Annotated in this window: 23 protein-coding genes; 3 read left to right on the forward strand and 20 right to left on the reverse strand. The window is 57.4% G+C overall.

What is annotated here, in order from left to right:
- Window positions 1–15 precede the first annotated feature (15 nt).
- Window positions 16–441, reverse strand: a complete 426-nt coding sequence (ndk, locus tag PuT2_RS12425; protein ID WP_093971304.1) for a nucleoside-diphosphate kinase — start codon at window positions 439–441, stop codon at window positions 16–18.
- 193 nt (window positions 442–634) lie between these two features.
- On the opposite strand from ndk, the gene PuT2_RS12430 reads away from it, so the two are divergent.
- On the forward strand, window positions 635–3,484 hold the full coding sequence (locus tag PuT2_RS12430) for a valine--tRNA ligase (protein WP_093971305.1): 2,850 nt from the start codon (window positions 635–637) through the stop codon (window positions 3,482–3,484).
- Window positions 3,485–3,557: 73 nt separating this feature from the next.
- Here PuT2_RS12430 and trmD read toward each other — a convergent pair whose 3' ends face one another.
- The 13 genes from trmD to PuT2_RS12495 all read right to left on the reverse strand — a co-directional run bounded on the left by trmD (window position 3,558) and on the right by PuT2_RS12495 (window position 17,088).
- Window positions 3,558–4,310 carry a tRNA (guanosine(37)-N1)-methyltransferase TrmD gene (gene trmD, locus PuT2_RS12435; protein WP_093971306.1) on the reverse strand — a complete coding sequence of 251 codons (753 nt, stop codon included), beginning with the start codon at window positions 4,308–4,310 and terminating at the stop codon, window positions 3,558–3,560.
- Window positions 4,311–4,319: 9 nt separating this feature from the next.
- Window positions 4,320–4,955: a ribosome maturation factor RimM gene (gene rimM / locus PuT2_RS12440; protein WP_093971307.1), complete on the reverse strand. Its 636-nt coding sequence runs from the start codon at window positions 4,953–4,955 to the stop codon at window positions 4,320–4,322.
- 32 nt (window positions 4,956–4,987) lie between these two features.
- A complete protein-coding gene (gene rpsP / locus PuT2_RS12445) occupies window positions 4,988–5,242 on the reverse strand; it encodes a 30S ribosomal protein S16 (RefSeq protein WP_093971308.1) in 255 nt (84 codons plus the stop codon).
- 181 nt (window positions 5,243–5,423) lie between these two features.
- Entirely contained in the window at window positions 5,424–5,675 is a 252-nt protein-coding gene (locus PuT2_RS12450) for a sulfurtransferase TusA family protein (RefSeq protein WP_093971365.1), read from the reverse strand.
- Between the two features lie 18 nt (window positions 5,676–5,693).
- A complete protein-coding gene (gene alaS / locus PuT2_RS12455) occupies window positions 5,694–8,318 on the reverse strand; it encodes an alanine--tRNA ligase (RefSeq protein ID WP_093971309.1) in 2,625 nt (874 codons plus the stop codon).
- A 64-nt stretch (window positions 8,319–8,382) separates the two neighbouring features.
- Window positions 8,383–9,336: a xanthine dehydrogenase accessory protein XdhC gene (gene xdhC, locus PuT2_RS12460; protein WP_093971310.1), complete on the reverse strand. Its 954-nt coding sequence runs from the start codon at window positions 9,334–9,336 to the stop codon at window positions 8,383–8,385.
- The gene (xdhB, locus tag PuT2_RS12465; RefSeq protein ID WP_093971311.1) at window positions 9,329–11,668 is read right to left on the reverse strand and encodes a xanthine dehydrogenase molybdopterin binding subunit; all 2,340 of its coding nucleotides are present in this window, start codon (window positions 11,666–11,668) and stop codon (window positions 9,329–9,331) included. The genes xdhC and xdhB overlap by 8 nt, the downstream gene beginning before the upstream one ends.
- An 11-nt stretch (window positions 11,669–11,679) precedes the next feature.
- Entirely contained in the window at window positions 11,680–13,125 is a 1,446-nt protein-coding gene (gene xdhA, locus PuT2_RS12470) for a xanthine dehydrogenase small subunit (protein WP_093971312.1), read from the reverse strand.
- A gap of 63 nt (window positions 13,126–13,188) precedes the next feature.
- Window positions 13,189–13,707, reverse strand: a complete 519-nt coding sequence (locus tag PuT2_RS12475) for an ureidoglycolate lyase (protein ID WP_093971313.1) — start codon at window positions 13,705–13,707, stop codon at window positions 13,189–13,191.
- 12 nt (window positions 13,708–13,719) lie between these two features.
- Window positions 13,720–14,724, reverse strand: a complete 1,005-nt coding sequence (gene alc, locus PuT2_RS12480; RefSeq protein ID WP_093971366.1) for an allantoicase — start codon at window positions 14,722–14,724, stop codon at window positions 13,720–13,722.
- Between the two features lie 93 nt (window positions 14,725–14,817).
- Window positions 14,818–15,339: a 2-oxo-4-hydroxy-4-carboxy-5-ureidoimidazoline decarboxylase gene (gene uraD, locus PuT2_RS12485; protein ID WP_093971314.1), complete on the reverse strand. Its 522-nt coding sequence runs from the start codon at window positions 15,337–15,339 to the stop codon at window positions 14,818–14,820.
- A 53-nt stretch (window positions 15,340–15,392) separates the two neighbouring features.
- Window positions 15,393–16,319 carry an allantoinase PuuE gene (gene puuE, locus PuT2_RS12490; protein WP_093971315.1) on the reverse strand — a complete coding sequence of 309 codons (927 nt, stop codon included), beginning with the start codon at window positions 16,317–16,319 and terminating at the stop codon, window positions 15,393–15,395.
- Window positions 16,320–16,335: 16 nt separating this feature from the next.
- On the reverse strand, window positions 16,336–17,088 hold the full coding sequence (locus PuT2_RS12495) for a GntR family transcriptional regulator (RefSeq protein WP_093971316.1): 753 nt from the start codon (window positions 17,086–17,088) through the stop codon (window positions 16,336–16,338).
- A 108-nt stretch (window positions 17,089–17,196) separates the two neighbouring features.
- On the opposite strand from PuT2_RS12495, the gene uraH reads away from it, so the two are divergent.
- Window positions 17,197–17,550 (forward strand): hydroxyisourate hydrolase, encoded by a 354-nt coding sequence (gene uraH, locus PuT2_RS12500; protein ID WP_093971317.1) that lies wholly within the window; start codon window positions 17,197–17,199, stop codon window positions 17,548–17,550.
- A gap of 65 nt (window positions 17,551–17,615) precedes the next feature.
- On the forward strand, window positions 17,616–18,860 hold the full coding sequence (locus PuT2_RS12505; protein WP_093971318.1) for a urate hydroxylase PuuD: 1,245 nt from the start codon (window positions 17,616–17,618) through the stop codon (window positions 18,858–18,860).
- 13 nt (window positions 18,861–18,873) lie between these two features.
- Here PuT2_RS12505 and PuT2_RS12510 read toward each other — a convergent pair whose 3' ends face one another.
- From PuT2_RS12510 to PuT2_RS12535, 6 genes are read right to left on the reverse strand one after another with little or no spacing between them, the layout of a single operon-like run.
- The gene (locus tag PuT2_RS12510) at window positions 18,874–19,893 is read right to left on the reverse strand and encodes a hypothetical protein (protein ID WP_093971319.1); all 1,020 of its coding nucleotides are present in this window, start codon (window positions 19,891–19,893) and stop codon (window positions 18,874–18,876) included.
- Window positions 19,894–19,898: 5 nt separating this feature from the next.
- Window positions 19,899–20,471 (reverse strand): type 4 pilus major pilin, encoded by a 573-nt coding sequence (locus PuT2_RS12515; RefSeq protein WP_093971320.1) that lies wholly within the window; start codon window positions 20,469–20,471, stop codon window positions 19,899–19,901.
- Between the two features lie 26 nt (window positions 20,472–20,497).
- Window positions 20,498–21,625: a hypothetical protein gene (locus PuT2_RS12520; protein ID WP_093971321.1), complete on the reverse strand. Its 1,128-nt coding sequence runs from the start codon at window positions 21,623–21,625 to the stop codon at window positions 20,498–20,500.
- On the reverse strand, window positions 21,622–23,367 hold the full coding sequence (locus tag PuT2_RS12525) for a GspE/PulE family protein (RefSeq protein ID WP_093971322.1): 1,746 nt from the start codon (window positions 23,365–23,367) through the stop codon (window positions 21,622–21,624). The genes PuT2_RS12520 and PuT2_RS12525 overlap by 4 nt, the downstream gene beginning before the upstream one ends.
- Entirely contained in the window at window positions 23,367–23,933 is a 567-nt protein-coding gene (locus PuT2_RS12530) for a hypothetical protein (protein WP_093971323.1), read from the reverse strand. Before PuT2_RS12530 ends, PuT2_RS12525 begins: the two co-directional genes overlap by 1 nt.
- Entirely contained in the window at window positions 23,917–25,230 is a 1,314-nt protein-coding gene (locus PuT2_RS12535) for a type 4b pilus protein PilO2 (RefSeq protein WP_093971324.1), read from the reverse strand. The genes PuT2_RS12530 and PuT2_RS12535 overlap by 17 nt, the downstream gene beginning before the upstream one ends.
- Between the last annotated feature and the right edge of the window lie 2 nt (window positions 25,231–25,232).

Raw genomic sequence — 25,232 nt, forward strand, 5'->3', positions numbered from 1 at the left:
TATCGCCCCGAGAAATTAACGGCTGTGAATGTTGCTTTCGGGGAAGAAGAAAGCAATTTCAACTGCGGCGGTTTCAGGAGCGTCGGAACCGTGAACTGCGTTGGCGTCGATGCTGTCGGCGAAGTCGGCGCGGATGGTACCGGCTTCAGCTTTTTTAGGATCTGTTGCGCCCATCAGGTCGCGGTTTTTCTGGATGGCGCTTTCGCCTTCGAGAACCTGAACGAACACAGGACCGGAAACCATGAAATCAACCAGATCTTTGAAAAACGGACGTGCTGCATGAACGGCGTAAAAGCGTTCAGCTTCGGCGCGCGACAACTGTTTGAGCTGAGCGGCGACGACTTTCAGGCCGGCCTGCTCGAAGCGGGCAACGATCTGGCCAATGACGTTCTTGGCGACTGCATCGGGTTTGATAATGGAAAGGGTGCGTTCGATTGCCATAAAATATCCAAATTGAAAGAAAAGATTTTCTTAGTAAAAACAATAACTTTGCTAAAGTTTTTGTCAACCGCTCATTTTAACATGCCTATTTGCCCGTTCTGCATCATAAAATGGCGGGTTTCGCCCTGAACCGTTCAGAAAGACCGCATTTCAGTGGCATTTTTATCGATTACACGCATTAACAAGCTAATTTATGACATCTAACGCCGCAACCCCCGACGACAACGCCTTGCCTAAAAGTTTTGAGCCCGATGCGCTCGAATCGCGCTGGTACGCCAAATGGGAACAACAAGGGTATTTCAGGGGCGGCCAACACGTACAACCTGCCGCAGGCCATGCCAGCGAACCGTTCGTCGTTCAATTCCCGCCGCCTAACGTGACCGGAACACTACACATGGGTCACGCGTTCAACCAAACCGTCATGGACGGCTTGGTGCGCTACCATCGCATGCGCGGTGACGACACCGTGTTCATCCCAGGCACCGACCACGCCGGCATCGCTACGCAAATCGTGGTCGAGCGCCAGCTCGATGCCCAGAATATCAGCCGTCACGACCTGGGGCGCGAACAGTTCCTGGAAAAAGTCTGGACCTGGAAGAACAAATCGGGCAGCGCCATTACCGAGCAATTCCGCCGCCTGGGCTCCTCGGCCGACTGGGACCGCGAATACTTCACCATGGACGACAACCTGTCACGCGGCGTTGTCGAGACCTTTGTCCGCCTGTTCGAACAAGGCCTGATCTACCGAGGCAAACGTCTGGTGAACTGGGATCCCGTCTTGGGCACAGCGGTTTCCGATCTTGAAGTGGTCAGCGAGGAAGAAGACGGCTCGATGTGGGAAATTGCCTACCCGCTGACCGAGCCCCAAGGGGGGCTGACTCATTTAGTCGTGGCCACCACCCGCCCGGAAACCATGCTGGGCGACGTTGCCGTTATGGTGCACCCTGAAGACGAACGTTACGCCCACCTGATTGGCAAAACAGTCGAGCTGCCACTGTGCGGCCGTCAAATTCCGGTCATTGCCGACGACTACGTCGACCGCGAGTTCGGTACCGGCGTTGTCAAGGTCACTCCGGCGCACGATTTCAACGACTACGCTGTCGGCCAACGTCACCAGCTTCCCCAGATCAGTATTCTCACACTCGAAGCGAAAATCAACGAGAACGCGCCCGCGGCATACCAGGGGCTCGATCGCTTCGAGGCTCGCAAGCAAATTGTGGCCGACCTCGACGCCCAGGGCTTGCTTAAAAACATCAAACCCCACAAATTAATGGTGCCGCGCGGCGACCGCACGCAAACTGTCATCGAGCCCATGCTGACCGACCAGTGGTTTGTCGCCATGAGCAAACCCGCCCCCCAAGACAGCCTGCACCCAGGCAAAAGCATCACTCAGGTCGCCTTAGAAGTCGTGGCCGACGGCCGCGTCAAGTTTTGCCCCGAAAACTGGACAACCACCTATAACCAGTGGCTGGAAAAAATCCAGGATTGGTGTATTTCCCGACAATTGTGGTGGGGGCACCAGATCCCGGCATGGTATAGCGAAGACGGGCAGATTTTCGTGGCGCGCAACGAAGCCGAAGCGCTTGAGAAAGCCCGAGCAGCCGGCGTTAACGGCCCGCTCACCCGCGACAACGACGTCCTCGATACCTGGTTTTCGTCGGCACTGGTCCCGTTCACCGATCTGGGCTGGCCTGAACAAACCCGCGATCTGGCCCGCTACTTGCCGTCCAGCGTTCTGGTGACCGGTTTCGACATCATTTTCTTCTGGGTTGCGCGCATGGTCATGATGAGCATGCACATGACCGGCCAGGTTCCATTCAAAACCGTCTATGTCCACGGCCTCGTCTGCGACATGGAAGGTAAAAAAATGAGCAAGTCCAAGGGCAATACCATCGACCCGGTCGACCTGATCGACGGTATCGACCTGGAGTCTCTGGTAACCAAGCGCACCAGCGGGCTGATGAATCCGCGCCAGGCCGCATCCATCGAGAAGAAAACACGCAAAGACTACCCGGAAGGCTTCCCTGCCTACGGCACCGATGCCCTACGCTTCACGATGGCAGCTTATGCCACACTGGGTCGAAACATCAACTTCGATCTGAAGCGCTGCGAAGGCTACCGCAACTTCTGCAACAAACTCTGGAACGCGACGCGTTTCGTGCTGATGAACACCGAAGGGCACGACCTGTCGGGCGAAGGTAATGACGAACTGTCGTTTGTCGACCAATGGATCATCAGCCAGCTTCAGCGCCTCGAGGCCGACGTTGAACGCGGATTCGCCGATTATCGTTTCGACTTTATCGCCAATGCTCTGTATCACTTCATTTGGGACGAGTACTGCGACTGGTACCTAGAGCTGGCCAAAGTGCAAATTCAAAATGGCACACCAGCCCAGCAGTTAGGCACGCGCCGCACCCTGATTCGCGTGCTTGAAACCCTGCTGCGTCTTGCTCACCCCATTATTCCGTTCATCACCGAAGAACTTTGGCAAAAGGTATCAATCGTGGCTGGCAAACGCCTGGCCAACGAAGACACCAGCATCAGCGTACGCCCCTACCCTGTCGCCGAACCCGCCAAAATCAACGATACGGCAGAAGCCCAGGTCGCTGAGCTCAAAGCCCAGGTCGAAGCGGTTCGGGCGCTACGAGGCGAGATGAATCTATCACCCGCACAACGGGTGCCTCTGGTTGCACGCGGCAACCCCGCTGTACTGGCGCGTAACAGCGCCTACCTGGCGGCTATGGCAAAGCTTAGCGAGGTTGACATTGTCGACCAGCTTCCCGACGTCGGCGCTCCGGTGCAAGTGGTTGAAACCACCGAGCTCATGCTTCGGGTCGAAATTGACGTGGTTGCCGAGCGCGCAAGGCTGGGCAAAGAAATCGAACGCCTGATCGGCGAGATTGAAAAGGCCAACGCCAAGCTGTCCAACGACAGGTTTGTGCAAAAAGCACCGCCCGCCGTCGTTGAGCAAGAAAAAGCCCGAGTTGCGCAATTCTCTGAAACCTTGAGCAAGGTGCAGGAGCAGTTCAACAAGCTGAAGTAAGGCTGCGGGGCAAATCCGTGTTTTCCCGGCCGCGCAATGCGGCCGGGGCTATCAGCCCTACCCCACACGGACCCTAAGCAATCAAGCCCGCCAGAAAGGCTTCGTCGGCACGAGTCAAATCACCGCGCGCCCGCGCCTGCTCGATAAGATCGGGACGACGGGAAAACGTCAGAGCAAGCGATTGCTGCCGGCGCCATTTCGCAATATGGGCGTGATGTCCCGACAACAACGCATCGGGCACCGCGACCTCTTGATAGACTTCCGGGCGTGTGTAGTGCGGGCTATCGAGCAAGCCGCCAAGCGAAGCATTGAATGAATCTTGCAGGGCAGAATCGGCCGCATTCAGCACGCCGGGCAAGAGACGGATAGTGGCATCAATGATGGCCAGTGCTGCGATTTCACCGCCAGACAGGACGAAATCACCCAAAGACACTTCATGCGTGACGCGGCGATCAATAAAACGCTGATCGATTCCTTCGTAGCGCCCGCAGACCAAAATGGCACCCGGACTGTCGGCCAGCGTTTGCGCCATGGCCTGATCGAACCTGCGCCCGGTGGGGCTCATGAGGATGACCGGCGCAGCGCTATCATCGCGAGCGGCTTGGGCCGCATCGACGGCGTGTTCCAGGGGTTCGGCCAGCATTACCATACCCGGCCCGCCGCCATACGGACGGTCATCAACTGTTCGGTGGGCGTCGTGGGTGAAATCGCGCGGATTCCATAAACCCAGCGCCCAGCGGGATTGACGGTGAGCCCGCCCGGTAACACCAAGGTCGCGCACCACCGAAAACATATCGGGGAACAAGGAAATAACGTCGAAGCGCATACCCGCCCCTTAGAGGTCGACCGGCCAGTTGCTGTCGAGGCGTTTATTGGGCAAATCGACCGTGTGCACGTGTGCGAGCACAAACGGCACAAGAACTTCGACGGGACGCCCTTTGTCGTTGAGGACAGGCACCAGGCCGCCTTTGCCATCGTCGGTTGCCCGAGCAACATGCAATACGGCATGTGCACCGTTGTCGGTAACCGAGCTGACCTGACCAATTAACACGACGTTACCGTCGTCGTCGACACCATTAAGGCGACAACCGACCAGGTCAACCCAATAATACTCGTCGGGGTCAGCCTTAGGAAAACTGGAGCGCGGCACCAATATGGCGTAACCCTTGTGGGCCTCGGCGCGATCACGATCGGGGATGGCAGCCAAATGCGCCACAACGGTAGCGCCATGACGCTTCGACATTACCACGCGCGATAACTGAGGACGCGAAAAAGCGCCCGTTTTCCCAGGAGGAACGGGCGCTTTGAGCCACCATTGCCGAGCGGCGAGCAATGCATCGGCGTGAGCCGAGTAAGGCAGAACCTTGACCCAGCCTTTAACGCCATAAGCTGCCGCAATGCGGCCGACTTCAACCAGATCGTCGGGCGTTGCGTCGGAAACGGGTGCGGCTTGTGAAGCGCTATCGTTCATGAGCCTAAACCTGTTACGACGCCAAGCCGAAATCAGGCAGCGACTTTGGCCGAGTATTCTTTGACCAGGCGAGCCACTGCGGGCGACAACTGGGCGCCATTGCTGGTCCAGTGCTCGACGCGATCAAGGGCAATACGCAGGTTTTCCTGGCCTTCGCCAGCAACCGGGTTGTAAAAGCCAACGCGTTCGATAAAACGGCCGTCGCGACGGTTACGCGAATCGGCAGCAACAAGGTTGTAAAACGGACGTTTCTTCGAGCCACCACGGGCCAGACGAATCACCACCATAGGTAATCCTTTGAAAATGATGTGGAAAACAAAAGATTCTAGCACTTTTAGCAAGCACCGAGCAAACTAAAACCAGAATCCACCAAAAAAATCACCAGAAAGCCACAAAGGCCCTGACAAATTAAAAAACTTAAACCAGCAGACGCGTAACGGCGCAGTGCGGCAACTACCGGCAGCCAAACTAGCGACGAGTTAAAAAGTGTACCGTCGCGTCAGCCTGGGCAACCTGCGTCACCAGCGCATTACCGGTTTGCCGGCAAAACGCCTGAAAATCTCGAACCGCATTGGTGTCGGTTGTAATGACTTTCAGGGTTTGACCGCTTTGCAGTTGCGCCAGCGCTTTCTTGGCCCGCAAAATAGGCAGCGGGCATTTTAACCCAGAAGCATCGACTTCCAGATCGAATACAGGTAAAGAAGTTGTATCTTTGCTCATGACATCAACCAGCACGCATCAGGCTTGCGTACGCTCGCGCACCCAGGCTTCGACCCCTGCCAGCGCTGCAGGCAACGCAGCTGCCTCGGTACCACCACCCATGGCCATGTCGGGCCGGCCACCGCCCTTGCCCCCAACCTGGCTGGCAACGAACCCAACGAGGTCCCCTGCCTTGACTTTGCCGGTGGTATCGGGCGTTACGCCAGCAACCAGGCTGATTTTGTCATCGGCGGCTGTCGCCAGCAAAACGACGGCAGGCTTAAGGCGCTCTTTAAGGTCGTCGACCATACCGCGCAAGGCTTTGGGATCGACGCCCGCCAACTGCCCCACCAACAGGCGTACCCCACCACCCACATCGACCGCCTTATCGATCAGATCGTTACCCGCCGATGCGGCCAGTTTTTGTTGCAAACGCTGGGACTCGGCCTCGGCGGCCTTGACTTGAGACTGCAGCAACCCTATACGCGCCAGAAGCTCTGCAGGTTGGGTTTTAAGCAACCCTGCAGCCTGTTGCAGCGTGGCATTGGTTTGCTGAACCCAGGCAAGGGCGTTGTCGCCGGTAATCGCTTCGATACGACGCACACCCGCCGCCACACCGCCCTCGGAGACAATTTTGAACAGACCAATATCGCCGGTGCGCGCCACATGGGTGCCGCCACACAACTCGCGAGAAAAACCGATATCGAGCACCCGGACTTCGTCGCCGTATTTTTCGCCGAACAATGCCACCGCCCCACCCTGTACCGCATCATCGTACGACATGAGCTGGGCGCGTACCTGCTGGTTACCCAGAACTTCGGCATTCACAATGTTTTCGATAGCAATAATCTGATCGGGTGTGACCTGCGCGTCGTGCGCGAAGTCGAAACGAGTTTTGTCAGCATCGACCAATGAACCACGCTGCTGCACGTGAGCACCCAACACTTCGCGAAGCGCTTTATGCATGAGGTGAGTCGCCGAGTGATTACGTACCGTGCGCGCCCGGCGCTGAACATCAACCTGTGCAGACACCGTATCACCCACCGACAGCACGCCTTGTTCGAGCGTGCCATGATGCCCAAACACCTGACTTTGAATTTTTTGAGTATCGGCAACGACAAAGCGAGTCGAACCCGATGCCAGAACGCCGGCATCACCCACCTGCCCACCCGACTCGGCGTAAAACGGTGTCACGTCGAGAACGACGACACCCTCTTGGCCAGCCTGAATTTTGTCAACCGAGACGCCATCGAGATAAAGGGCTGTGACGCGCCCTTCGGCCTGCAAATGTTCGTAACCTTCGAAACGGGTTTCGACACCCGAATAGCTGAGCCCTTCGGCGGCTTTGAACTTGCCCGCTGCCCGAGCCTGTTCGCGCTGCCGATTCATGGCCGCTTCGAAACCGGGTAAATCGACATTGACCTTGCGCTCACGACAAATATCGGCGGTCAGGTCGACCGGAAAGCCATAGGTGTCGTACAAGGTAAACAAGGTTTGACCGTCAAGCACACCACCTTCGGGAAGCGATGCCAGCGCGCCATCGAGGATTTTCATGCCATTTTCAAGTGTTTCGCTGAAACGCTCTTCTTCTTGGCGAAGCACCTGTTCGACCCGCGCCTGTTGTGCGGCCAATTCGGGATAGGCGTCGCCCATTTGCGCCACCAGATCGGCCACCAGCCGATGGAAGAACACGCCCGACTGCCCCAGCTTGTGACCATGTCGCAGTGCGCGTCGCACAATACGGCGCAGGACATAGCCGCGACCTTCGTTGCTTGGAATAACGCCATCAACGATAAGGAAACTGCAGGCCCGGATATGGTCGGCAATGACTTTAAGCGAGTTGTTGCCCAAGTCGGAGGTACCTGTTTCGCGCGCGGCGGCCTTGATGAGCGCCTGAAAAAGGTCGATTTCGTAGTTGGAATGCACGTGCTGCAACACCGCCGCAATGCGCTCGAGCCCCATACCGGTATCGACGCAAGGCTTGGGCAATGGCGTCATGTTGCCATCGGCGTCGCGCTCGAATTGCATGAACACCAGGTTCCAGACCTCGATATAACGATCACCGTCTTCTTCGGGCGAGCCCGGAGGACCGCCCCAGACATCGGGACCATGGTCGTAGAAAATTTCGGAACACGGGCCACAAGGGCCGGTATCGCCCATTTGCCAGAAGTTGTCGGAGGCGTAGCGCCCGCCTTTGTTGTCACCAATACGGACGATGCGCTCGGCCGGCACTTTGATTTCTTTTTGCCAGATGTCGTAGGCTTCGTCATCTTCTTGGTAAACCGTTACCCAGAGCTTTTCGGGAGGGAGGTTGTAAACCGTGGTCAGAAGCTCCCAGGCGTGATAAATGGCTTCGCGCTTGAAGTAATCGCCAAAGCTGAAATTACCCAGCATCTCGAAGAACGTGTGATGCCTGGCTGTGTAGCCCACGTTCTCAAGGTCGTTATGCTTGCCCCCGGCGCGCACGCAGCGTTGCGAGCTGACCGCGCGCTGATAGCTGCGCGCCTCTTTACCCGTAAATACGTCTTTGAATTGAACCATGCCGGCGTTCGTGAACAGCAGCGTTGGGTCGTTGCCTGGGATGAGCGACGACGAAGGCACCACGTTGTGACCTTTCGATTCGAAGAACGATAGAAATTTCTGGCGGATCTCGGAGGTTTTCATTGACAAAAAAGGCGCTATTAAACAGATGACCGGTGATTATAGAGGCACCCGGACCAAAAATCTTTCAGGTCAGCGACAGCAATTGCGCAACAACCGAGACGGCGATGACTTCGGGCAACTTGCTGTTGGTTTTGACCAACCCTATAGGGCAGGTCATTTGAGCCACCATCGCCTCGGGGAAGTGTTGACGCAGCCGCGACTCGAAGCGGGCTTTTTTTGTGGCCGAGCCGATAAGCCCCAGGAACCGGAACGTTTTTTGGGCCATGACGGCCTGCACAAGCGCCATATCAAGGGCATGACTGTGCGTCAGCACCAGCCAACATGCATTATCGGGGCAATCGGCGACGTCACCGTCGTCGCCCTGAAGCACCGTAACATTGGCAGGCAAGGCGGCTGGCCAGACGTCGTCGCGCGGGTCGAGCCAGATGACCCTCACCGGCAACGTGCCCAAAATATTAACAATGGCCCGACCGACGTGCCCTGCGCCGCACACCACAACAGTAAGCGAGGCCGCTGAGAGGACGTCGGTCAGGCGACCAGAGTCGGCATCCCAGTAAGCCTGATCGGTATCGAAGTCTTGCGCAGGCTCGGGTGAAGACTGGAGACTTACCGGCGCAGCAAGATCAGTAAAGCTGACGATACGACGGACCGACAGCCCTTTGCTCAAATAACCTGCAACACGATCAAACCAAGGCAGATCCTCGGGCCCAAGGCGTTCGAAGCCCAGCCAGACGACCCCGCCGCAACACTGCCCCAGGCTTGGCCCAAGCGCATAACGTTCGATATGCCGGGCCGGCAGGGAAGGGTCGGATAACTGACTGCGGGCGAAATCTATTGCCTTGAACTCGAGGTGGCCGCCACCGATGGTGCCAAGCACCTCGTTGTCGAGCACCCATAGTTTTGCACCACCGCCCCGCGGCGCCGAGCCTGCCGACTGGACGACCGTGACCAGAACAAGCGAGCGCCCAGCCTGCAAGGCCTGGCGCGCCGCTAAAGACCAGCCCCCTGCGTCAGCCATGGGCAGTGGCCGGCTCCGGCTGCTTCAAACCGGGAGCAACGGCATGTACGGCACGCAAGATTTGCTCGGCTGTCGCCGGCGCATCGAGCGGAGCCAGTACACCGGGCTGATCGCCCGCGGCATGCACCGCATCGCGAATGGCAAAAAACACCGATAAGGCCAACGGCAACGGCGGCTCGCCCACGGCCTTGGACTGATAGACGCTGTTCTCGACATTACCATTGCTAAAGAACGCTACGTTAAGGGCTTCGGGGCAATCTGAAATAGAAGGAATTTTGTAGGTAGAAGGCGCGTGCGTCATGAGGCGCCCTTCTTTGTTCCACCAAAGCTCTTCGGTGGTGAGCCACCCCATACCCTGAATGAAGCCACCCTCGATCTGGCCGATGTCGACCGCCGGGTTGATTGGGCGGCCCGCATCGTAAAGCACGTCGGCACGCAGCAGTCGGTTTTCACCGGTTAAGGTGTCGATAATCACTTCGGCGCAGGCGGCACCATACACAAAATAATAGAAGGGACGCCCCGTCAGCGTTTTAAAGTCGTAGTGAATCTTGGGTGTGCGGTAAAACCCGGACGACCACAGCGGCACACGCGCGTTGTAAGCCTCTTGTACAAATTTGGCAAAAGGCAATGTAACGCGTTCGCCGCAGTGCACCTGATTGCTGCGAAAGACAACATCGGCCGTATCGCAGCCGTAATGGTCGGCGGCATAGGCCACCAGCACGGCCTTGATTTTACGAGCAGCATCTTGTGCTGCCTTGCCGTTCAGGTCGGTGCCCGACGATGCCGCGGTAGCCGATGTATTTGACACTTTGGACGTATCGGTCGCCGAAACCCGCACGTGCTCAATACCAATACCCAGCTCTTCGGCAACCACCTGAGCTACTTTGGTATTTAACCCCTGCCCCATTTCGGTACCACCATGATTAATCAATACCGAACCGTCGGTGTAGATATGCAGCAACGCGCCGGCCTGATTCAGATGTGTGGCGGTAAACGAAATGCCGAACTTCACGGGCACTAACGCCAACCCTTTTTTAAGCACCTGATTTTGGGCATTGAAACGCGAAACTTCTTCGCGACGACGGCGGTATTCGGAGGTTTGCTCGAGTTGATCAATCAGTTCGTGAATAACGTTGTCTTCCACCGTCATTTGATACGGCGTGACGTTGCGCTCGGCTTTGCCATAGAAATTGCGCCGACGTACGTCTAGGGGGTCTTTACCCAGGCGGCGAGCAATGTCTTCGATGACGTACTCGATAGCCATAATGCCCTGCGGGCCGCCGAACCCGCGGAATGCAGTATTAGACTGCGTATTGGTTTTGACCCGTAACGACAAAATGTCGAAGGTCTCGAGGTAATAGGTATTGTCGGTATGAAAGACCTGACGGTCGGCCACGGCACCCGACAAATCGGCCGAGTAGCCACAACGTAATTGCTGCTCGAACTGAATGGCCTTGATCAGGCCGTCGTCGTCGTAGGCAACGTCGTACTCCACCCGAAAGTCGTGCCGCTTGCCGGTCATCATGAAATCGTCGTCGCGATCGGCGCGCAACTTTACCGGCCGCCCGGTATGGTGGGCCAACAAGGCCGCAACGGTAGCAAATGGCCAGGACTGGCTTTCTTTACCACCAAACCCGCCCCCCATACGGCGGCACTGCACTTTGACGGTGTGGGCGGGCTGATGCAAGGCATGCGCAATGATGAACTGCATTTCGGACGGGTGCTGAGTAGAGCAAAACACTTGCATCTCGGCGTTTTCGCCGGGCAAAGCGTAGGCTATTTGCCCTTCAAGGTAAAACTGCTCTTGCCCGCCGCAATAAAAACTGCCCTGATGGCGATGAGGCCCTTGCGCGAGTGTTTCGGGCACATTACCTTTAGAGATACGCGCGGGCGGCAAAACGTAAGACTGCCTGTCGGCGGCCGTTTTTATGTCGAGCAAAGGCTCTAGGTTTTCGTATTCGACCTTGGCCAAGCGTGCAGCACGGCGCGCCAGGTCGTGCGAAGTGGCCGCCACCGCAAACAGCGGCTGCCCTACATACTCGACCTTACCATCGGCGAAGACAGGCTCGTCGGCAACCACAGGCCCAACGTATTTTTCTCCCGGCACATCGTCCAGTGTAATAACCGCCACCACACCCGGTGCAGCACGCACAGCGGTGAGGTCCAAAGAAAGAATACGCGCATGGGCCCGTTCAGACAGACCGAACGCGGCATGCAGCGTACCCTGGACCTCGGGAATGTCGTCGGTGTATTGCGCACGACCGGTGACATGCAAATGTGCACTTTCGTGTTTAACCGAGGTGCCGACCGTTTGATATTTATTCTGTGTCATAGGACCCCCTATTAATTAACGCGCGTCGCCGCAGCGCCGGTGGTTTCCAGATAGAAGCGATACAGCAGGTTTTGTGCTGTTTTCAGTCGATATTCGCTGGTGGCCCGCATATCGGACAGGGGCTGGTAATCTGCGGCCAAGGCTGCCATGGCGGCCGTCACAGCCGATTCATCAAACGGCTTCCCGGTCAGTGCAGCCTCGGCAGCCGCTGCACGCTTTGATGTAGCGGCCATGCCGCCATGCGCGATACGCACCGAGGCAACCTGCCCATCTTCAAGACGCAAGGCATAGGCACTGCATACTGCAGAGATGTCCTGGTCGAAACGTTTCGACAGCTTGTACGTTGCGACTCTGAGGGCCGGATCACGCAAAGGCACCTTGATGGCTTCAACGAACTCACCCGGCTCACGGTCTTGCTTACGGTAATCAAGATACAGGTCTTCGAGGGGGAGTTCGCGACGTGCATTGCCTTTGCGCAACACAACACGTGTTTGCAAGGCAATCAGCAAGGGCGCGCTATCACCAATCGGTGAACCATTGGCGACGTTTCCGACAAGCGTTCCGGAATTGCGAATCGGCATGGACGCAAACCGTTTCCAGAGTTCGTGGGCCTCGGGATACTCGTTCACCAGCGCTTCGTAACCCTCGTTGAGCAACACTGCAGCGCCAATGTGCAAACCCGCCTCGTCGCGACGAATGACATCGAGCTCGGCAACATTGCCCAGATAAATGACTTTGGGAAACACCTTGAGCTGCTTGGTAACCATCAGACCGACGTCGGTGCCGCCGGCCAGCAAAGTAGCATCGGGATGGGCCAACAACAAGTCGGCCAATTGGTCGGCGCTACGCGGTGCCCAATAATTGTGACCGTTTTGATTGATGACTAACGGTACAGTTGACGCATCACGCAGGGCCTTGAGCCAACCTTGCACCTGGGCTGCGGTCACGCCTTCAGCGACCGGGTAATTGCCCATGTCGAGCGCGGCATCGATGATGGGCCGGTAGCCGGTGCAACGACACAAATTACCCGACAGGTGATCCAGCACCTCTTCGCGTACCGGGCGAACCTTGCCACTGCAATACATGGTGTACAACGACATGACGAAACCCGGCGTGCAAAAACCACACTGCGACCCGTGGTGGTCAACCATGGCCTGCTGAACCGGATGCAGAGTCTGACCGTCGGCCGATAAGCCTTCAACTGTCCAGATGGCCCGACCATCCAGAGTGGGCAAAAACCGGATACAAGCGTTGATGGCTCGAAAGCTGACATTATCTTGCGGGTCGAGCGCAGCTTCGGTGACCGTACACGCGCCGCAGTCCCCTTCGGCACACCCTTCTTTGGTCCCTACCAAGCCGGCCTGTTCGCGTAAATACTGAAGAACCGTTTGCGTCGGTGAGACGGGTACGACGTGTTGAAGTACGCCATTGAGATAAAAACTGACGGCTTGTCGCATTGAATTATGTCTCCGTTTTTTGTAGTTTTGGTCAGTGGCTGCGCCTGCAATCAGGCGCGCCTATCAGTCGTCATCGGCATAGCTACCATCGATAACAAACTGTTGATGCAGGTCGTACTCGTCGCAGTTCGGGGTAGTGCCGATGCGATCAACGACAATGAAATTGCCCTGCTGCGCCAACGTCAGCAAGGGGTGATGCCAGGTACCCGCGTGATAATTGACGCCCTGATGGCCCTCGGCATAAAAAGCCCGTATGTTGGCTTCGTCGGGCCTATCGTCGCTGCCATTAGGTGCAACAACCACGATAAAAGGCGTGTTGCCCGTGGGAATCCAGGCCTGGCTGCCCAAGGGGTGCCGTTCGAGCATGGACACTGAAATGGGGAAATGAAACGCCCCGCCCCGGGCCAGACTGATGCCGGCCTGACCATCGTCGCCGCGAATTTGTACTTTACCGACATGATGATAGCGCTGCGTTGTCCCGTTGTTAATGGGAAACCAGTCGTTATCAGCCATGGCAATGACATCGCCAAAAGGCGCAAATGCAGCTTTGGTCAGACGCTCGAGTTTGATCAGGTTCGGCATGAGTCTTCCTTGTCAGGCCAGACGGCCCCAGACACGCAGACGGCTCACGCCGCCATCGGGGTGCATGTTCAGCTTGACGTGCGTGACCGGTCCAACGTCGTTGAAATGCTCGGTCGTGTAATAGTGTTGCGTGTCGGGCTGGGCTTTTTGCTCGGGCAACAACACGGGCCAGAACATGGCCTGGGTAATGATGGACTGGTCGGTACCGTAAGTAACGTTTGCCGCCTGGATAGATACCCGATCGGGATAATTGCCTTTGAAGTGAGCGGTATCGACTTCAATTTTTTCGACATGTACCGGATGCGCAAGTTCAACGACGCACCAGTCATAGCCCGGTTCGCGACGACGGCGGGTTTCCCAGCCATCGCCCATATTTACGCCGCGACCCGGCATAATCAGGCGGAACGGCACGCCGAAGTGGGCGTCGTTGTAGCCGACAATACGACCACCGGCCGCAAGAGCAGACACTTCATGCAGGGCGTTAGGGTCTTTTGAGGACCAGTCGGCCGCCGGTTGGCCAAATACGCGGAAACGGGCAACGCCCCCGTCCGGATAGATATTCAGACGACAATGCGTCCAGCGACGTTCATCGTCAAGCGCAATAAAGTGATGCGAACTGCTGGACAGGGTTCTTGAGGGCACGATTTCAGTCCAGACTGTGTTCTCGTCCGGGTCGCCTTCGCAATAACAGGCTTGCACCGAGGCCGCCGGAGGGAAATTGCCGGTGAAATGACTGGTGTCAATGTCGATGCCCTTGATGACACCCGAAACCCCCAGACGAATCACCGCGTGGTCGTAACCACCATCACGGCGACGGCGGGTTTCCCAGCCATCCATCCATTTGCCGTGGTCATCGAACTTGCCCACAACAAACACCGGCTCAGCCGGCTGAAGCATACGTTCAGCGGGCCCGAACCATTCGTTTGAGCAAGAAACAACCTTTGCGCCGAAGTCGGCCAATGCAAGATTTGCGTAACGCGTCGCAAACTCGGGAAAATCGACGCTGGGCGCATTGATGACGGTGCCGGCGGGTAAAGGTGGGGTTGCCATGACATGGACTCCTGACAAGAAACAATAAAAAAACCGGAAAAATGACCTTGGCTAAAAGGTTCAGTTTTCTTCGACAAGGGCTTCCAGACGGAAGCGACCAATTTTGAAAATTTGCTGCAAGCTTTCCTGCACTTCCTGAGCTGGGGTCAGCCCCAAACGACGCTCAAATTGACCAATAATGCCGGCACGGTCGTACCCTTTGACCGCCAAAATAAACGGAAAACCGAATTTTTCTCGGTAGGCCTGATTAAGCTGCGTCAGACGGGAGAACTCTTCGGGAGAACACTGATCCAGACCAGCCCCGGCTTGTTCCGACGTAGACTCGGGTGTCAGCTCGCCGCGAACTGCGGCTTTGCCCGCGAGCTCGGGGTGCGCGCAAATCAGTTTCATTTTCAGGTCGTGGTCGGCGCCTTCTATCTGGCGGACCATTTCGGTGTGCAGTGCATGCACGCCGGTAAACGGCCGATGTGCCGCGGCGCGCTCTGCCACCCAAGGTGAGTGCTCGAAGACACCGCCCAATACCCGGACAAATTCCTCAACGGGCATGGCGTTAAGTGTCGCCATGGAAATCTTTGTGGTCATGTCTACCTCTGTCGGTTTTATTTATGTTCTGGCGCTTATCGTCTGCTGCGTGGTCAGACACCCTGAAAGGGGTGGTGCTTGATCCAATGCCGGGCGATATCAACCCGACGACAGACCCAGACCTTGTCATGCCCCTGGATATAGTCCAGGAAACGCTGCAGCGCCACGAAGCGCGCCGGGCGGCCGATAAGCCTGCAATGCAACCCTATGGACAACATCTTGGGATGAGTTTCACCCTCTGCGTACAAGACATCGAACGCATCTTTAAGGTAATTAAAAAAGTGTTCGGCCGTGTTAAAGCCCTGCGGCGTGGCAAAACGCATGTCATTGGTATCGAGGGTGTAAGGCACGATAAGATGCGGCCGTGTCGTGCCGTCGGAAAGCTCGACCTGAGACCAGAACGGCAAATCGTCGCCGTAATAGTCGGCGTCGTAAAGAAACCCGCCCTCTTCGACCACCAGGCGACGGGTATTCGGGCTGTCGCGCCCGGTATACCAACCAGCAGGGTGCTCGCCAGTGAGCTCTTTAATGACTTGGACACAACGCTGCATGTGCTCACGCTCGAGTGATTCGGGGGCCGACTGATAGTGGATCCACCGATAGCCGTGGCACGCAATTTCGTGGCCCAGCTCGACAAACGCGCGGGCCAGCTCGGGGTGGCGTTCGAGCGCCATCCCGACCCCGAAAACCGTCAGCGGCAAGCCGCGGCGCTCGAATTCGCGCAAAATACGCCAAACTCCCGCCCGCGAACCGTACTCGTAGATTGACTCCATAGACATATGGCGATCGGGATAGGCCTGGGCACCGACGATCTCTGACAAAAACTGCTCGGATGCCGGGTCGCCGTGCAACACGCAGTTCTCGCCGCCCTCTTCATAATTGAGCACAAACTGCACCGCAATTTTTGCCTGCCCGGGCCACACAACTTTGGGCAGATGACGACCGTAACCAACGAGATCACGCGGATAATTCGGGGACATAAAGGTTCCTTGGGGCCTAACGTTTAACGCTGAATGCAGACCATGGGTCGGGGCGTCGGGCATGAGGTTCGCCGACGCGGTGTTCGCAATCTTGCAGGTGGTGGCACATTGCTGCGATGGCCCCGTCGCGATTGCCCGCCAGAATGAGGTCAAGAATCTGGTCATGCTCTTCGTATGAGCAGGTGCTTGAGCTCGGGATGTCGTGAAACGCGATGATGAGCGTGCTGCGACAGCACAAGGCATGCATGAATTCGGTCAGCACGTGGTTTTCGACCAGCCGAGCCATTTTGACGTGAAACGCATTAGACAACCTGAGCCAACTGATCCGGTCGCCGCGCTCGAACGCCTCGCGCTCTTGGCGCACCATGTCGCGTAGCGGCTGCAAGCGTTGCGGCAAGTCGGGAAACTGCAGTAATTTGTCGATCAGGACGCACTCAAGCGTGCGCCGGGCCTCGAAAACGTCACGGGTTTCTTCGGGGCTGGGCTTCCAGACATAGGCCCCCCGATTCGGTTGCAAAACCACGATTTTGTCGTGCCCGAGCTGAGCCAGCGCCGCGCGCACCGTGGCACGAGAGCAATTAAAAATTTCGCACAGGGTCGATTCTGTAAGTTTGGCGCCAGGCAACAGTCGGCGGTCCATGACTGCATCGAAAATTTCGGCATACACACGGTCAACCTCGGAGACATGGCCGGTCGGGCCCAAAAGCGAAGACGCGCTAGGGGCTGTACTTTCAGCAGGAAAATCAGAGCGTTGATCGAGATACAGCATAGGAGGTCACCTGCACAAACCGTGGAGACTTTACGAAATCACTGATTGACAATTATTGGCTGGTAAAACAAAATCGTCAACATAAATTGTTAACAATCCGGAGGCCCCATGGGAAAACTTTCAACTCACGTGCTCGACACCATGCACGGCCGGCCCGCCCAAGGGGTTTGCGTCGAGCTATACCGCATTGATGGTGCATCGCGCACCTATTTGAAAACCGTCAAGACCAACGCGGACGGCCGTTGCGATGCCCCGCTGCTTGACGCCGACAACATCAAGTCAGGCACCTACGAGTTGGTTTTTCATGCCGGCGACTACTTTGCGGCGCAAGGGGTCAACGTACCCGAACCACGCTTTGTCGACCAGGTCGTGATCCGCTTTGGTATCGCCAACCCTCTTGAAAACTATCACGTGCCGCTGGTTGTCACCCCCTGGACTTACGCCACCTATCGCGGCAGCTAAACGCCTGTTACGCGCTTTTACGCTGGTAATGCGCTTATTTCATATTTAATAAGAACGGAAAAATCATGGAAGCTTATTTGCTCGAGTTTGGCAACCTGTTGCTGCGCTGGCTGCACGTTATTGCCGCCATCGCCTGGATCGGCGAGTCGATCTACTTTGTCATGATGGACAACAGCCTGCGCCCGCCCGCCGCTGAAGCCGCAAAAAAACGCGGTGTGCTAGGCGAAATCTGGGAAGTGCACGGCGGCGGCTTCTATCACAACCAAAAATACATTACGGCCCCGCCCGAAATGCCCCAAGAACTACATTGGGCGTTCCTCAAGGCCTACACTACGTGGATCAGCGGCTTTGCCCTGTTCATTATTCTGTACATGGCCAACCCATCGTTTTACTTGGCCAACCCCAACAGCCCCTGGGAATGGGTGCGTGAACTCAGCGGATGGCAGGTCAACGTCGTTGCACTGTTGTTTCTTGCTGGCGGCTGGGTGGTCTACGATCAGCTCTGCCGACGAATCAGTCCGAACATGGAGCGCGATGGCCTGTTAAGTGTTGCTGTTGCCATCATGATGGTTGTCGTCGCCTACCTTAGCGTGCACATTTTCCAGGGTCGTGCCGCTTTCTTGCTGACAGGCGCAGTCATGGCCACAGCCATGTCGGCCAACGTGTTCTTCTGGATCATCCCTGGGCAGCGACGCATGGTTAAAGCCCTCCAAACCGGCGGCACGCCTAATCCGCTAGATGGCAAACGCGGCAAACAGCGTTCGGTGCATAACACCTACTTCACGCTACCCGTCGTATTTTTGATGCTCAGCAACCACTACTCGTTCACCTATACCAGCCCGTACGCCTGGGTCATCATGGTGCTGTTCATTTTCTCGGGCGCAATCATCAGGCAATATTTTGTGCTGCGTCATCTGGGGCAAAACAAAATTGCGTACCCAATTATTGGCATCTTGTTACTGGTTGCCATCGCCGTCATTGCCGCGCCAGCGTCGCGGCCCAAGCCACAAGCCGCCGCCACCACGACAACAGCAACAGCGGCCGCGCCCGCCGCCAATGGTCAGGCGGGTAACGACATGGCCCGGGTACTCGAAATCATGCAAGCCCGTTGCGTACAGTGCCATGCCGCGCAACCCACCCAGGCGGGCTTTGCATCAGCGCCCGCCGGTATCGTCCTTGAAACCGAGGCCGATGTCCTGGCCAACCCCGCGCTGCTCAAGCAAGTGATTGCAAGCAAATACATGCCGCTGGCCAACATCACCCAGATGACCGACGAAGAACGGGCGTTCATCGCCAACTGGACACCTTGAGGTCGCGGCCCGATTAACCTGCACACAAATAACCCCGGGTCCGACCTTCCGCGTCGGCCTTGGGGCCGCTATCAGCAATCAGCACGACGGTATACCCTGCAGGGCAACTGCACTGACCGGTCACCGGGTTCGCGGCCATGGCCATGCAACCCGATACTGTATTCACCGAATAACCACCCCCGCCCCGCCCACCCGCAGACATCCACTGATAGCTGCGACACACCAACAAGCCGCCATAGTGCTCTCGTACGATCAGGCCATTTTCCGGGCACGCGGCGCCCGCGTAGGCCCTCTCGCCCAACCACAACGACCCCTGAGCTCGAAAAGCTGCGTCAGAAACAACATTTCCTGCCGCCGACACATCAGCCTTGAAATCCGGATCGCGCGTATCGCCAACCCTGAGCCACGGAAATGAAAATGCGCTATCAAGACCGACCGTCAGTGCGACCGTGCCGGCGGCGAGCGCCGCCATGGCGGGTAGCGGCGGGTTGGGTAATGCAAAAGCAGCGCCTTTAATTTGCAGGGGATCGGCGTGGGAGACCATTCCACCTTTACCGCCCGCGGCCATAAGCCAATAGGCCAGTAACCCTTCATGCGACCGACCCGCCAAAGCCGTATCGAGCGCGCGTGTCGTATGAATCAGGGCCTCGATCCGGCATTCGTCACCAGGGCACACGCCACTACGCAGAATGCGGACGGCCACCCGAAGGTCGCGTCCATAGGTCTCCGGGAAGCCAGCTTCAAGCATCCCTTGCTGTTTCAGCTCGGCCAATGTGGGAGCCGCACTATCGACAACACCATCGATACTGACATCGGCTGGCCGCGTTGCCTGACGCAAGCTATCGGCATAACGGATGACATACCGCTCGGCCGACACCCTGACAGCCAGCATCCAGGCCGCCGCAGCCTCGGCCGAGGCTTCCTGGGTGCGCCGCACCCAGGTCTCGGAGGCCCAAACAGCAAGCAAGGTCGCCATCAAAGCAGCAATCATAAGCTCGGTCAATGCAAAGCCACGCTGCGACGCTGTCTTCATTGGACTCAGCTTGCGGTGAACACAAAGGTGTTGACGTCGCCGGGCGTGCAAAGCGCCTCGGTCGACAAGGCGCTGTAAGGCGTTGACGTATCTTTTATTGTGGTGCCAGCAACGGTCATTGTGTCGCTGACGCGCTGCATGACCGAGGCAATAGCCGGACAAGCCACATGGTTCACATTGGTCAGGGTAATGGCAAAGCCGGCGCCCAGATCAGCCGCTGCAACAGTGACCTCCCCCGCGCTCCCCAACCCGTGCAGCACCTTGGTGGTGGCATCAGTGCCGGAAACAGAGAATATGCTCGATTGCCGCACCAGATTAGCAAAATTGGTCGTGGCAATGCCGGTGTAGGGCTCAGTAGAACCGTTTGGCGCATTGACTTTGGTTTGCAGCACAAACCGGGCGAGCTCCTCGCCGACTTTGGGCACTTTATTCTCTATGACATAACTGCCCACCGCCGGAATACCAATGATTGCCAGCAACAACACTATCGCCGTCACGATCGACACTTCGATTAAAGAAAAGCCCCGTTGCCGACGAAATGGTCGATACACCTGCGACGTTATTTTCTGAATACCCATGGATCACCCCTTTAAAATGCCGCCCGCTATTGGCCGGCGTAAAAAATCATCAAGCCGCGACGCAATTCGTCGATAGCCACGTAATGCCAAATACCTAAGCCCAGCATTGCGCCGACACACCACAACAGCATGACCCAACGGGCCAGCGCCGCTTGCCGGAATACAACTTGCAGTATTTGCGTACTCATTCGCTCTTTGGTGATGTACAGGCCCTCTACCAAGCCGCGAACCAGGATCATGTCCTGCAAATACCAATAAAGCGGCCTATCGAACAAGCCGGTATCGAATGTTCTGGCGCCCACCCAGCCTTGATCGATATGCCTGATCATCTGGTCCAGATGCCAGGCTTGCCAACGATTGGCCCCGCGGCGCAACATGATGAGTGCGCTGCGCAACTGTGTGGACTCCCCCTCGTGACGGGCCAGAACCACATGAAGTACGGACAACATGCGCACCGTCGCCACGCAACGGTATAGACGCCAGATCAGGAAACGATCCAGCCAATGCCTGAGAGGCCCCACGAGATTAGAGAATGACCAGCCCATCCAGATAACCGCGCCCAGAACACCAGCCATGACCCAGCCCCACCACCGCCCACTGAAACTGGAGAAAGCAAACAGCTGTCGCGTTACCGAGCCGTAATACTCAAACGGCAACATGCCGAACACACTGGCCAGCCTGGGTACCGTAAATAGCGGAACGAGCAACATCATGACGACCCAGACCAGCAAGGCAATGACAGCCACGCTGACGGTGCTGACCAAAACCTCACGCGCTTTAGCGACCAGCCGCTGGACCGCTGCCAAGTCGCGCAGGGTGTCAATAAGGGCAACGTTACCGGCCAGCTGGGCCACGCGCACAATCACCAGCTCATCGTCGGGCAGCACACCCCGCCAGGTGGCATGCAAATCGCCGCCGGACATCGGATAAGCCACTGCCCATTGCGCCGAGAGACGCCCGCGCGTGGTTTTCATGCCATAGCGCTGCGCATCGTGACTAAATATGTCTTTAAGTGTGCGCGCACCGCCAACCGACCTCATGAAACCGGATAGATAGTCGTAGTAGTCGGCCCGCTGACGACGGAAGCGCCAGCCGTCAAAGGCGTGAACGGCGACGCTGCGCCAGGATATGAGCCAGCGAGGAGAATGATTCATGGCGTACCCTTATTCAAGGGCCAATGAGGGCTTTGAGTACGACGCGAGAAGACTTGGTACCTGACTTGCGCATCAAAAGGATCGATTTCACCTCGTGCCGCTTTTTGCGCAGCACAAACGAAAAACGATACAAAGCCCACCGACGAATCGGCCCCGGCCAAGTTCGAATATAGAAACTCCCCAACTGTATTTCGGCGTACGGCGGCCAGATAACCTGGAAACTGTTCCGGAATAAAACATTCGGCCACCACCGTGCGCCCCGCGTACCCCGATAGCGCAGAATTTCCCAGCCCGCGGCAGTCAGGACAGCCTTCCGGGTTACGAAACCTGACCCCCCTAATATCAATACCGGGCAGCTCGCAAAGTTGCGCAAGCAAACCCTCGGTCGTGAGCGCACCGTTGAGTCGCCGACATACCGCCTGGGCCGGCACGGCGCATCGGCTGCACAACTTGGGCATCAGCACCTGGTGCACGACCAACTTGAGCATGCCCGGCGTGGCTAGAAAATCGCGTGCAACGCCAATAACACTTGAAGCCAGCCGATCAGAAACCAGGAATGCCGAAGGTGCGTGCGTTGTCGTATAAACGCTTACCCCGGAACTGGCCAGATCCATAAAAGCTTCACCCGTTTCTCGATCGCGCACTTCGCCAAGCAGTACATCGTTCATGGCGGAGCGCTTAAGCGCACGCAACTTGGCCGCAAATCCATCGTGTCGCTCGCGGGCAGGATCGCGACTGATCGTATTCTGCACCGCCCCCGGAATGAGATACTCCACCGGATCCTCCAGCGTCATGACTTTTCGGTCAGGCGGCAAGGCAGCAATCTGGGCCGCCATCGAAGTTGACTTACCCGACCCCACCGTGCCGGCGAAAACAACGGCCCCGCCCTCCGTTTCTACCGCCTGGCGAATCAAACCCGCCTGCACAGGCAAATAGCCCAGCTGCTCGAGGTCTTGCTGCTCGTGCGCCCGAGACCGATCGAGTAAACGCAGACAAACGCTGGGCCCGCGCTCGGCCGCCAGAGACGCCCAGCGCAGCAAAATACCTCGACCATCAACCTGACGGACCAAAGCACCTTGCTGCTCACTGGTGGGGTCGAATACAGCGCCATTGCCGCCACGAATATCCATCCAGATCACGGCGAGCATTTCGTTTAACGTAGCCGTTGGGATTCGTCGAAACCGGTCGGGTGCAACATAGCGACCCTGTATGGTGAAACGCACCTCGGAATCGGGCTGGTCGTAGTGAACATTTAGATGAATATCGCTTGCGCCATGTCTTACACCCCACTCGACCATGTCTTGAAAAGCCGCAGCCAGCGCCGACCCCGATGAACTCGCGTCAAGCAAGACCAGACCGCCGGAACCGGCAAGTTGATGACGCGCGATGGACAACAACAGAGGCGCGGCAAGAACATAACGTTGCGGCGACGCCATCCGGAAGCCGCGGCCGCGCAATTGCCTGGCCAACTCGTCGGCCTGATCCCCGCCGACGTGCTCAGCCAACGCCAGTATGGCAACACTTTCATCAGTGAGCTGAACCGGACACAGCCTTGCAGCCAGGGCCTCAACACCCAACTCATTGCTCAGCGAACGGCGGATAGGCGGCTGGATCACATGAAGTTCATCGGCAGAAGACACCACGACAGCATCGGCGTAATCAAAACGCTCGTCGTCCGGCAAGACATCACTGACACGATGACGAGGAAAGCGTAGATCGAGACGCCAGGAAGATCGCTTCATCAGCCTTTCTCCGCCCCGTCTTGATCGAGACACAGCGTGAGCTGGGAATCGCCCCGGACCAACTGCACGCAACGCGACTGAATCCCTTGAAGCAAGTAGCCATTGGGGTCAGCCACACGCCCGAGCGGCAATGCGCGTCCGTTCAAGTAAACGTAAGTGTGGCCCTGCCATTGAACTTCGGCCAGCAAGCGCTTGCCGACACCGTAAATGCCTTTCAACACCGGCCGGGCCATCGAGGGCGGCGTTAGGTCGGGGTCAAGTGGTCGGCCTTGCGGGGCCCGACGCGAGGCGAGCCGCTCGTCAGACATTGCGCTCAGTGCCTTCACAGCTTCAGCCCGCATCAACTCGCGCACCAACATCTGGTCGTCCGCAAGGTGATCAAGATCTGCCGCAGAGGATGACGGTTCGTCGGATAGTGCTGGTTGGATAGACGATGACGGTGCAGCGACCGTCGGCACGGCAATAAACATCAGCCCGCACAGACTGCGTATTAACACGCGTAACGGCCGGCGAACTACAACAAACACATAGGGACGACGCAAAACGCGCTCAACTCTGCCACTCATAGCGCTCCCCTTTTGCCGACAGATGAAGCCGACTTTGCCGTAACGTCGACAGCTCAGATGATTTGAAAGTCAGTACCACCTGCTGCCATCGGACGCCGGTAAGATTGGGCAAAAGCAAGCTATAAGATCGAAGAGGCCCCTCAACCAGCAGCGATCGCACCTGATAACCCCGAAACGCCTCTGGCCTGGGTACAGGCACACCTTGCGCATCGACGGGCCCAGCAAACTTGTGAACCACTGCGGGCGAGGCCTTCAGAGTGACGAAAGCCCGGCTGATGTGCTGCAGACTGCTCAGCCAATATTTATCTCCCCATAGGCCGTCGTTCAAAACAGCGTCTGCAAGCGGTATCGCGGCATCGACGACAACCCACTCTGCCTCGACATCGTCCACCGACAAAAAACGCAATGCCCAACCGGTGGGGGCCGAAGCCATCAACCGCTGGTTACTGGCATGATCACTGCCGCGACGCAATGACGCTGTGCAGCGCCAGGTGCTGGAGAGCGGCTTGCACAGGACGTTGACGAGGTGCCAGCCACTGACCTGTACAGGCACGCGATACAAAGAGGACAACAACTGCCGCATGCCGTCGACACCATGCACCCGCACCAAGGCGGTGGCTGCTGACCTGGCCGACACCCAGGCATGCATGGCCGCCTGTGCAGACACAGGGCCAGGCACAGGTTGGCCAGACAACCAGCGACCTGCCGCGCTGGCGGCAAAGGCAACACCAACCGCCACGACGCTAACGGCAACGGCCAAGGCAGAAAGACTTTTTGGCACCCAACGGGCAGAAATACGCCACAGCAAAGCCCTATCATCGGCAGCGACGGCCAAGGCCTCCAGATCCGGCGCCCCCGATTTTTCGCCGGATGGATCGAAATGCCGGATATGTGCGTAGGCCAGACGCAACTCATCAAGCAAACCAATGACCTGTTGGGACGACCCCAGCAATATGTCGGTACGCGCTATGACAGCGCCCTCGTGCACCGCCACAAGCCAGTACCGGCCAGGCTGTAGGGCAATGGACACCGCTACCGTTCCAGAGGGATACATACCGGCGACTATCTGGGCCGCGGAGTAATGCGGTTCGCGATGAGGCGCCTCAGTACGCGAGAACTGAATCAACCCCATAGCTGCCGCGTGCTCGGACGGCGTCACGCAATGAGTCGCACGATATCTCCTGGCCTTTGCCATAACCTGCTTACGGGTATGCACCCCAAGCAACGGCAGCCAATCCAGGCCAAACACCAGATTTTTTCCATCCCAGCGCTCACACCACACTGTGTCGTCAGCCATGG

The organism is Pusillimonas sp. T2 (genome assembly GCF_002236805.1).
Classification (GTDB): domain Bacteria; phylum Pseudomonadota; class Gammaproteobacteria; order Burkholderiales; family Burkholderiaceae_B; genus Neopusillimonas.

What these genes read in the sequence shown, in the direction of transcription:
- ndk (WP_093971304.1), bottom strand. Translation starts at nt 441, where the DNA reads ATGGCAATCGAACGCACCCTTTCCATTATCAAACCCGATGCAGTCGCC.
- PuT2_RS12430 (WP_093971305.1), top strand. Translation starts at nt 635, where the DNA reads ATGACATCTAACGCCGCAACCCCCGACGACAACGCCTTGCCTAAAAGT.
- trmD (WP_093971306.1), bottom strand. Translation starts at nt 4,310, where the DNA reads ATGCGCTTCGACGTTATTTCCTTGTTCCCCGATATGTTTTCGGTGGTG.
- rimM (WP_093971307.1), bottom strand. Translation starts at nt 4,955, where the DNA reads ATGAACGATAGCGCTTCACAAGCCGCACCCGTTTCCGACGCAACGCCC.
- rpsP (WP_093971308.1), bottom strand. Translation starts at nt 5,242, where the DNA reads ATGGTGGTGATTCGTCTGGCCCGTGGTGGCTCGAAGAAACGTCCGTTT.
- PuT2_RS12450 (WP_093971365.1), bottom strand. Translation starts at nt 5,675, where the DNA reads ATGAGCAAAGATACAACTTCTTTACCTGTATTCGATCTGGAAGTCGAT.
- alaS (WP_093971309.1), bottom strand. Translation starts at nt 8,318, where the DNA reads ATGAAAACCTCCGAGATCCGCCAGAAATTTCTATCGTTCTTCGAATCG.
- xdhC (WP_093971310.1), bottom strand. Translation starts at nt 9,336, where the DNA reads ATGGCTGACGCAGGGGGCTGGTCTTTAGCGGCGCGCCAGGCCTTGCAG.
- xdhB (WP_093971311.1), bottom strand. Translation starts at nt 11,668, where the DNA reads ATGACACAGAATAAATATCAAACGGTCGGCACCTCGGTTAAACACGAA.
- xdhA (WP_093971312.1), bottom strand. Translation starts at nt 13,125, where the DNA reads ATGCGACAAGCCGTCAGTTTTTATCTCAATGGCGTACTTCAACACGTC.
- PuT2_RS12475 (WP_093971313.1), bottom strand. Translation starts at nt 13,707, where the DNA reads ATGCCGAACCTGATCAAACTCGAGCGTCTGACCAAAGCTGCATTTGCG.
- uraD (WP_093971314.1), bottom strand. Translation starts at nt 15,339, where the DNA reads ATGACCACAAAGATTTCCATGGCGACACTTAACGCCATGCCCGTTGAG.
- puuE (WP_093971315.1), bottom strand. Translation starts at nt 16,319, where the DNA reads ATGTCCCCGAATTATCCGCGTGATCTCGTTGGTTACGGTCGTCATCTG.
- PuT2_RS12495 (WP_093971316.1), bottom strand. Translation starts at nt 17,088, where the DNA reads ATGCTGTATCTCGATCAACGCTCTGATTTTCCTGCTGAAAGTACAGCC.
- uraH (WP_093971317.1), top strand. Translation starts at nt 17,197, where the DNA reads ATGGGAAAACTTTCAACTCACGTGCTCGACACCATGCACGGCCGGCCC.
- PuT2_RS12505 (WP_093971318.1), top strand. Translation starts at nt 17,616, where the DNA reads ATGGAAGCTTATTTGCTCGAGTTTGGCAACCTGTTGCTGCGCTGGCTG.
- PuT2_RS12510 (WP_093971319.1), bottom strand. Translation starts at nt 19,893, where the DNA reads ATGAAGACAGCGTCGCAGCGTGGCTTTGCATTGACCGAGCTTATGATT.
- PuT2_RS12515 (WP_093971320.1), bottom strand. Translation starts at nt 20,471, where the DNA reads ATGGGTATTCAGAAAATAACGTCGCAGGTGTATCGACCATTTCGTCGG.
- PuT2_RS12520 (WP_093971321.1), bottom strand. Translation starts at nt 21,625, where the DNA reads ATGAATCATTCTCCTCGCTGGCTCATATCCTGGCGCAGCGTCGCCGTT.
- PuT2_RS12525 (WP_093971322.1), bottom strand. Translation starts at nt 23,367, where the DNA reads ATGAAGCGATCTTCCTGGCGTCTCGATCTACGCTTTCCTCGTCATCGT.
- PuT2_RS12530 (WP_093971323.1), bottom strand. Translation starts at nt 23,933, where the DNA reads ATGAGTGGCAGAGTTGAGCGCGTTTTGCGTCGTCCCTATGTGTTTGTT.
- PuT2_RS12535 (WP_093971324.1), bottom strand. Translation starts at nt 25,230, where the DNA reads ATGGCTGACGACACAGTGTGGTGTGAGCGCTGGGATGGAAAAAATCTG.